The sequence below is a fragment of the Deinococcus marmoris DSM 12784 genome (assembly GCF_000701405.1).
In the GTDB taxonomy this organism is placed as follows: domain Bacteria; phylum Deinococcota; class Deinococci; order Deinococcales; family Deinococcaceae; genus Deinococcus; species Deinococcus marmoris.
Window position 1 is genome coordinate 1 of the sequence record NZ_JNIV01000150.1, and the last position, 7,856, is coordinate 7,856.

Genomic DNA, 7,856 nt, shown 5'->3' on the forward strand with positions numbered 1-7,856 from the left:
ATTCGCCTGATGCTCCGTCGCCTCGACCCATCCGTCGAACCTTTATAAACACGCTCTTAGTTCGACTTTGCCCATTTTTTCAGGCGGTGCTGAGGGAAACCTCAGCACCGCCTGACACCATTTGGAGATGTTCAAAGCCCCGAAATGGTTCACCGATGTTATCGCCCCCTTTGCCGAGATGTTTACCCGGCCCACCTGGATCAACGCTCAAACGCTGCTCGTCGGGTCTATCCTCGCCCCCCACAAACGCACCGTTTCTGCCCTCCTGACTTTACTTGGCCTGAGCGACGAAGCCGGATTTGCCAGGTTCCATCGCTTCCTCAGTCGGGCCAATTGGTCCCCACTTCAGGGCAGTCGACTGCTCCTGGGTCAATTGCTGGCGGCCTTCGTACCCGATGGACCACTGCTGATCGGGTTGGATGACACCCTTGAACGGCGTAGAGGGAAGAAAATCGCCGCTAGAGGTATTTACCGCGATCCTGTCCGATCCAGTCATGGTCATTTTGTGAAAGCCAGCGGTCTCCGCTGGCTGAGCCTGATGCTCTTGGCTCCCATTCCACAAGCAGGGCGGGTGTGGGCTTTACCATTCCTGACCGCTCTGGTTCCGTCATCGCGCTACTCACAAGCCCAGGGCAAGCGGCACCGGACGTTGACCGATATGGCGTATGGCCTGCTTCGCCTGGTGCAGCGTTGGCTTCCAGAACGCAAAATCATCGTCCTGGCCGATGGTGGATTCGCTGTTCAGGAATGGCTCGCTCGTCTGCGAAGCGCCCAGCCCATCACAGTCATCACCCGACTTCGGCTGGACGCGGCACTGTACGATCTCCCGCCCCCACGGACATCAGGACAGATTGGGCGGCCCCGCTTGCGGGGCGCTCGTCAACCCAGTTTGGCGGCACGCCTCCATACCCCCGATATCGGCTGGATCAAGACCAGGATTCAGCATTGGTACGGAGAATTGGGCCGTGAGGTGGAGTGGTGCAGTGGGACGGCACTGTGGTACCACAGCGCCAGGAAGTCCGTCTATGGCCGCTGGGTCATGGTGCGTGATCCCTTAGACCGCTTTCAAACGCAGGTGCTGTTCTGTACTGATTCTGAAATTAGTGCAGACGACATCCTGAATTGGTTTCCAATGCGCTGGCAGGTGGAAGTCACCTTCGAGGAAAGTCGCGCCCATCTGGGCGTTGAGACCGGTCGAGGTTGGGCTGCCCCCACTATTGCCAGAACCACGCCACTGCTCTTGGGATTGTTCTCCATCGTGACGCTGCTCGCGCAGCGTCTCTGGTCGCAGGGCAGTGTGGAGATCAGGGCTTCCGCCTGGTACAGCAAGACCCTACCGACGTTTTCAGATGCCCTGGCGACAGTCAGGCGGGTGTTGTGGCGTCTACCGACTTTTGCGGTGTCCCGGTCGAGCCAAGACACCGTAAAAGTCCCACGACAGGTGTTCGAGCGCATGTCAGACGCGTTGTGTTACGCAGCCTGAGTTCCAAAATGGGCAAAGTCGAACTTAGAGAAATCAAGGCGGCCTCTGGGCCGCCTTTTCTGTTGTTGTAATGGGTGTGGCCACCCCGCTCACTGCGGAACGACGCGACGAGCACGGGCTGATTTATTGGTGACTTCAGAGCACAGGCCACAGCAGTGAAGACTTCACCTGAAAAGCTGTGCCAGTTGGGCTTCGTGTGGACAATCTCAGCCCTCTGCTCTTTTGACGAGGGCAACGATCCTGGCCTCGGTGTCAGGGGTCCACTCCATCAATGCGAAGGCCGTGGGCCACAGGGCACCATCATCAAGCTTCGCCTCGTCGCTGAAGCCCAACGTCGCGTACCTCGTCTTGAATTTGCATGCCCCCTGGAAAAAGCAGACCACCTTGCCTTCTCGGGCGTAGGCGGGCATGCCGTACCACAGCTTTGGCTGCAGGTCAGGTGCGCAGGACGTCATCAGGACATGCAGCCGCTCGCCCAGGACGCGGTCCGGTTCTGGCATCTCCGCCAGCTTCGCGAGCACCTCGCTTTCCCCGTCCGCTCTGGCTGCACGCGGGCTGCGGCGAGCGGCCCCCTTCAGCTCCCTGGCCCGCTCTTTCATTGCGGCCCGTTCCTCGTCCGTGAAGCCTTCGGATGTTTTCGCTTTGCTGGTCACTGCTGTGCGCTTGACGGGCTTCGCAGGTTGGTCAGAGGTCTTTGCCGTCATCAGGTCCACTCCTCTTTGGGAAAGCGACGTTGGCCGTGAAACCGTCACGGGCGTGTGGTGCTGGCATCTTCTGTGCAGACTCCGGAGGTCATCGCCGGGCGGCTCAGCGCCGCTCCTGAATCCGGATCAGGTTGCCCGCAGGATCACGGAAGGCGCAGTCGCGAACACCGTATGCCTGCTCCGTCGGCTCCTGAACGACCTCGGCGTCGCTGGCCTGTAACCGATCAAACGTCCCGTCCAGATCGTCGGTGGCCAGGTTGATGCTGGCATAACTGCCCTTGGCCATCATCTCGGCGATGGTGCGGCGCTCGGCGTCGGTCAGACCCGGATCCATGGCAGGTGGGTGCAGCACGATGGACGTGCCGGGTTGGCCCACCGGACCAACCGTGATCCAGTGCATGCCGCGGTACTCGACACTGTCACGGACCTCAAAGCCGAGGGTGTCGCGGTAGAACGCCAGCGAGGCGTCTGGACTGGTATGCGGCAGGAACGTCTGATGAATGGTGAGGTTCATGCTGTCATCCTAGGTTCGCCTGGTGTTCAGTGCTTCTCGATTCCTGATCGGACGGGTGACCTGCTTGGCCACACAGGGCGGGATGCCCGCCGTCGCGCCCGCCGCGTGCTGACGGTAGAGACTGGGCGGCATTCCCACCAGCTCGGTGAAGCGGGTGCTGAAGGTGCCCAGTGACGAACAGCCGACCTCGAAACAGACCTGGGTGACGCCCATGTCACCATGACGCAGCAGCGTCATGGCGCGCTCAATGCGCCGTGTCATCAGGTAGCTGTACGGGGACTCGCCGTAGGCCAGCCGGAACTGTCGGCTGAGGTGTCCCGCCGACATGTTTGCGCCTTCGGCCAGGGCCTCGACATTCAGCGGCTGCGCGTATTCCCGGTCAATTCGGTCACGCACACGCCGCAGCCGCGCGAGATCGCGCAGGTGTTGCAGCGTTGCGGCGGAATTGTCCATGGTGCTTCAGGATAAGCCCGTTCGGCAGGTGGCTGCCCTACGTTGCCTCTTTCGGCGGCCTGACGGTTTCCCCACGCGAGGCCAGAAGCACCTGGGCTACGTGCTGAGCCATGTGGTGGCGTGGGCGTGCGCCGAGGGGCTGAGGCAGCCCACGATGGCTGGAGCCTGCTGCACCAGTGCGTTGTTCTCAATGGCCTCGATCATGAACAGCGCAAAGTCGGTCCGGCGCGTGAGGTTGCTTGCCAGCACGGCGTCCCCGACATGCTGGCTCCACACGGGCAGGCCCTGACTCTCCCCTTCCTCCAGATCGCTGCCCCGCACCACGGTCCAGCGCGTGGAGCTGGCGAAGATCTGCCGACAGGCTTCTACCTGATCGTTCAGATCGCCGAAGCGGGTGAGCCGTCCCAGGAAGCCGAAGACTTTCACGATGGCCCTGAGTTTCAGGGAGTAGACGTCCTGCCCGTCGCGGGTGATGTGCCATCCACACGAGAAGATCAGGTGCGCTCCCGCTGGCGCATGGGTCAGGACGGCCTGCACGGTTCCCGAGGCGTACTGGCGCATTCCGTAAGGCACCAGAACAGTCAGCACGGCGTCACAGCCTGCCACGGCTTCCTGAATCACGCGGGGATCATCGTTGGAACCGGGGACGATGCGGACGCGCGAACCGAAGTGGGCCAGCTTACTCACGCTCTGTTCCCGACATACGCCCACCACCTCGTAACCACGGTCCAGAGCGTGCTGGATCAAATATTGCCCAAGTTTGCCCGAAGCGCCAATGATGCAGATTTTCCTGCGTGTCTCCATCGCATCCGATAGGCGTTGGACCAGAACACCGTGGTCTGTTGAGTTTAGCGGTTGTCGCGTTCCATCCTGTGAAAGAACCGGGGCTTTGCTGCTCTGCATAAAGTTGACCTCCCTGAGTGATGTCAGTGGACTTGCCGACTGGTCTACCTGGCCTTACGCCGTAAGGTATGACTTACACTGTAAACCTGTCAAGTAGGAAAGCAGCCATCAAGTCAGGCCCCCACGCTGCAAACTGGAGAGGAAATGCCCACCCCACAGCCCAAATCCACTGTTCGCCGCTCACCCCTCAGCCGGGAAGAGGTCCTGCGCGTTGCCGCCATGCTCGCCGACGAGGGCGGAATCTCAGGGCTAACCATGCGGAAACTGGCTGAAAAGCTGGGGATACAGGCCATGTCGCTGTACCACCACGTCGCCCATAAAGATGAATTGCTGGACGCGATGGTGGATGCTGTGTTCAGCAAGATCGGAATTGTTCCAGACGACGTGCACTGGAAAACGGCAATGCGCCAGCGGGCCGTCGCGACCCGCCAGGTCCTGTTACAACATGCCTGGGCGCTGGGCCTGATGGAGTCGCGGGCCAACCCTGGCCCCGCCACTCTGAAGCGCCATGACGCCGTGATCGGCTGCTTGCGCCATGCAGGTTTCCCGGTAGCGCTGGCTGCCCACGCCTTTTCGCTCCTTGACAGTTACATTTACGGGTTTGTCCTGCAAGAACTGAATCTTCCCTTCCAGAACCCAGAGGAACTGGAGACAGTATCTGAAACCATCTTTCAGGACATGCCTGCTGACGCCTACCCACACCTGATGGAACTGGTCACGGAACACGTCCTGAAGCCGGGCTACGCCTACGCCGATGAGTTCATGTTCGGACTGGATTTGATTCTTGGTGGTCTGGAGCAGGCCATCGGGGCACACCTGCAGACAGAATCGTAAAGTCTGTAGAGATGGGCAGGATTTTCAGAACGGCGACGGATGTGTGGACTCTCACGGTAACTGTTTCGCTGTCCTGAGCAGTGCATTTTCTCCGGCGGACGCGTGTTGGCACGGCGCAGTTCCTCGACACGCACAGCGGGTGATGGATGGATCAGCGCCGCCCGGATTGTGCGTAGGAGACACAGTCCGGCGCTCTCTCGAAGTGTTCAGGAATGGAGCGGGATCCGTCTGACCCCCGCTTTAGGCCACCTGGCCCATGCGCCTGCTGCGGCAAACCGGGTACGTTGGCTTCATGCTGCCCGCCATCGCACGCAAATCGGTCACAGGCGTGTTGCCGTCCCTGCTGGCCCACTTTGAAATGTCTGGCGCACAGGCGCTGGGCGGCTTCGAGAGCGCCGTGTTCGCCACCCCGCAGCGGGTCCTAAAGCTGACCCACACCCTGCGCCGTGAGCAGGCGTTTATCGAGTCCGAACTGCATTTCACCCGTTACCTGGCTGAACATGGTCTTCCCGTCGCCCGCCCCCTGTCGTCATCGGCTGGACACTGGGTCGAGGCGTCCCCTGACCCGGAGGGCGGAAGCTGGCTGGCTTACGCGTTCGCTCGGCTCCCCGGTCATCCGCTGCGGGCTGAACACCTGACGCCCACCGTGATTCGAGCCTGGGGGCGGCTAACGGGACAACTACATGTGCTGTCCCGACACTATCTCTCAGATCCACAGTTGCCCCGGCGTCGGCCCTGGCACACCGAACCCGTGCTGGATCTTCGGCGTTTGCCTCCTGGCCTGGACGAACAGCGGCGGCGCGGTCAGGCATTGATTGAGCGGGTGGGGGCGTGGCCGCGAACGTCAGAGAACTACGGCCTGATCCAGTCGGACTTGCACGGCGACAATCTCCACTGGGACGGTCAGACCCTGTATGCCTTTGATTTCGACGACTGCGAGTCCCACTTCTTTCTGAATGATCTGGCGGTGAGCCTGCACAGCGTGGCCCGGTTGGTTCCCCCTGGAGAGGACGCAGCGGCCTTCTGTCAGCGTTTTCTGGAGGTGTACCTGCCCGCTTACCAGGAGGTCTGTCCATTGCCCCCAGAGTGGCGGGAAGCGGTGGCCGATCTGCTGCGCCTGCGCGACGTGCTGATGCTGGGTGTGCTGGCCGAAGCCTGGGGCATCGGCACGCCGCATGAAACGCTTGAAGAGGAGGGAGACCTGGAAATCTTCGAGCGCTACGCCCGCCGGGTGGGCCGGGGCGAACCCATCTGCAACATTGACTGGGCAGGCCTATAAACTGCGCCTGGACGTGCATCAACACCTGGCCAAAGGACGGTGACGCCGAATAGGACTTTCGCGGGGTTGAGCACGATAGCAGGTCTATCACTTGTGTCAGACACGGCAAACGCCCATGCTGGCGGCATGCCGACGACGGGTGAGTTGCTCAACCCTCTGGCCCTGTGCGGCAGGGTAGAAGATGCCGCGCGCCGCGAAGTGCTGATGCGCGGCGTCCTAGGTCACCTGTCCTCTGATGGTCCTGATCCTGAGTCCGAGGCCGATCCTGCCTGGGAAGATGTCTCTGCCCTGCTGGTGCCGCGCACACCACCCGCCCGAGCCGAGGCTCCGTGGGTCCGTCCGGCAGCCAAGCCGGGCCTAAGGTTATTTGCTGCCGATCAGAGCGCTGACCTGGAGTGTGGTGAATTTGTGGAATGGTCTTGGCCGCTGGGCGGTACAGACCAGCCTGTGCTGGGCGTGGTGGAGCTGCAGGAGCCGCTGATGATCCGGGTCCACCGCTCGTTTTACGCTGACGCGGGCCGCCCTGTCCCCGCCTTTCTGCGGGCTTACGACGGTTTGCTGCTGCTGGGACTCAAAGAGGGACGTGCCCGCCACCTGGTCCAGCGCGTCGACTCGCTTGCGCTGCTGGACATCGTGGTGTCGAGTTATCAGCGACGCGCCGAGCTGCGCCATCCCGCGGCGTATGTGGAATCCCTGATCAAAACGCTGGAGTTGGCGTCGGCGATGCCGGCTTCAGCGGAGTGACGGAACGGTAAACCTGAACCGGCGTGTCCCCTTTTTGTTCTGCTGGATGTGACCAGCGTCGGTGGGGAAGTTGAGATTACTTCCCCAGTGCGGTGAGCATGAAGTTCAAGTAGCCGCGACGGCCGCCCTGTTTCGTCCAGAAGTTCACGGACTTGCGGATTCTGGCCAGACAGCTCAGCAGCGTCGGCAGATCGATCGTGTCCATGACTTTTTCAGGACGCCCCAACATCATTTCCGTCGTCTCCAGCACCGCATCAAACACCGACAATGCCAGCCCTTTGACGCGTGGAGGCGTCACCACCTTGCCCTGTTCCTCAGCCCTGTAGCGTGAGATCAGGGCACCCAACCCTTCCTCGACCTGAAAGTCGAGCAGTTCCGGGTGCTCCCGGTACACCTCGATCACCGGGAGTTCGATATTCATCAGCACATCTCCGTACAGGTCTTCAATCGCCACGCGATCAGGCTACACGGTGAGTGGCGCTCTCCATAGGAAAAAGTTTCCAGCAGCCAGCGTTGTACCCCGGTAGTCACACCCTGAAGATAAGCCGCACCGCCGCCTGCACCGGGGCATATTCCTCCGGAGTCAAGAGGCCCAGGTAACGGGACACCCGCGAAGCGTCGAGGGCGCGCGTCTGGTCGATCAGCACGACGCTGGGCACCCGCAGCCCACCGGCCCCGGCCGGCAGCACGGGATAGAGACCAGGTGCCGCCGTCACCCAGGCATGCCCCCGGAAGGTTGTCACCGGGGCGAGCATCAGCACCGGGAAGCGGGGGCGCCCGGCATTCGTGGGCAGCCCTACCAGAACCGCAGGCCGCGGTCCCTCCTGTTCATGCCCGCTGGGATCGTGTTCAGGGAAGTCGGCCACGAACACTGCTCCGGGCGTGAGGGCCGCCGTCACTCGCTCCCGATGAGGAGCTCGCCGTCTGGTCCCACGCGTACCG

General features: G+C 61.8%; 10 protein-coding genes. 4 read left to right on the forward strand and 6 right to left on the reverse strand.

Going from position 1 to position 7,856, the window contains the following annotated elements:
* Positions 1 to 127 precede the first annotated feature (127 nt).
* Positions 128 to 1,483: an IS701 family transposase gene (locus tag Q319_RS0121630; protein ID WP_029484490.1), complete on the forward strand. Its 1,356-nt coding sequence runs from the start codon at positions 128 to 130 to the stop codon at positions 1,481 to 1,483.
* Between the two features lie 206 nt (positions 1,484 to 1,689).
* Here Q319_RS0121630 and Q319_RS0121635 read toward each other — a convergent pair whose 3' ends face one another.
* The 4 genes from Q319_RS0121635 to Q319_RS0121650 all read right to left on the reverse strand — a co-directional run bounded on the left by Q319_RS0121635 (position 1,690) and on the right by Q319_RS0121650 (position 4,057).
* A complete protein-coding gene (locus tag Q319_RS0121635; RefSeq protein WP_245619433.1) occupies positions 1,690 to 2,196 on the reverse strand; it encodes an iron chaperone in 507 nt (168 codons plus the stop codon).
* Positions 2,197 to 2,290: 94 nt separating this feature from the next.
* The gene (locus Q319_RS0121640) at positions 2,291 to 2,701 is read right to left on the reverse strand and encodes a VOC family protein (protein ID WP_029484492.1); all 411 of its coding nucleotides are present in this window, start codon (positions 2,699 to 2,701) and stop codon (positions 2,291 to 2,293) included.
* Positions 2,702 to 2,710: 9 nt separating this feature from the next.
* Positions 2,711 to 3,154 (reverse strand): helix-turn-helix transcriptional regulator, encoded by a 444-nt coding sequence (locus Q319_RS0121645; protein WP_029484493.1) that lies wholly within the window; start codon positions 3,152 to 3,154, stop codon positions 2,711 to 2,713.
* 96 nt (positions 3,155 to 3,250) lie between these two features.
* A complete protein-coding gene (locus Q319_RS0121650) occupies positions 3,251 to 4,057 on the reverse strand; it encodes an NAD(P)-dependent oxidoreductase (protein WP_342667899.1) in 807 nt (268 codons plus the stop codon).
* 144 nt (positions 4,058 to 4,201) lie between these two features.
* Between Q319_RS0121650 and Q319_RS0121655 the strand changes: the two genes are divergently transcribed.
* The 3 genes from Q319_RS0121655 (at position 4,202) to Q319_RS0121665 (ending at position 6,914) form a co-directional block, all read left to right on the forward strand.
* A complete protein-coding gene (locus tag Q319_RS0121655; RefSeq protein ID WP_029484495.1) occupies positions 4,202 to 4,891 on the forward strand; it encodes a TetR/AcrR family transcriptional regulator in 690 nt (229 codons plus the stop codon).
* A 292-nt stretch (positions 4,892 to 5,183) separates the two neighbouring features.
* Entirely contained in the window at positions 5,184 to 6,170 is a 987-nt protein-coding gene (locus Q319_RS0121660; protein WP_162178693.1) for a phosphotransferase enzyme family protein, read from the forward strand.
* A gap of 126 nt (positions 6,171 to 6,296) precedes the next feature.
* On the forward strand, positions 6,297 to 6,914 hold the full coding sequence (locus Q319_RS0121665; RefSeq protein WP_029484497.1) for a hypothetical protein: 618 nt from the start codon (positions 6,297 to 6,299) through the stop codon (positions 6,912 to 6,914).
* 76 nt (positions 6,915 to 6,990) lie between these two features.
* Here the strand turns inward: Q319_RS0121665 and Q319_RS0121670 are convergent, their stop codons facing one another.
* Positions 6,991 to 7,368 (reverse strand): hypothetical protein, encoded by a 378-nt coding sequence (locus tag Q319_RS0121670; protein ID WP_029484498.1) that lies wholly within the window; start codon positions 7,366 to 7,368, stop codon positions 6,991 to 6,993.
* A 73-nt stretch (positions 7,369 to 7,441) separates the two neighbouring features.
* The gene (locus Q319_RS25885) at positions 7,442 to 7,786 is read right to left on the reverse strand and encodes a type II toxin-antitoxin system PemK/MazF family toxin (protein ID WP_211252406.1); all 345 of its coding nucleotides are present in this window, start codon (positions 7,784 to 7,786) and stop codon (positions 7,442 to 7,444) included.
* Positions 7,787 to 7,856: the final 70 nt, after the last annotated feature.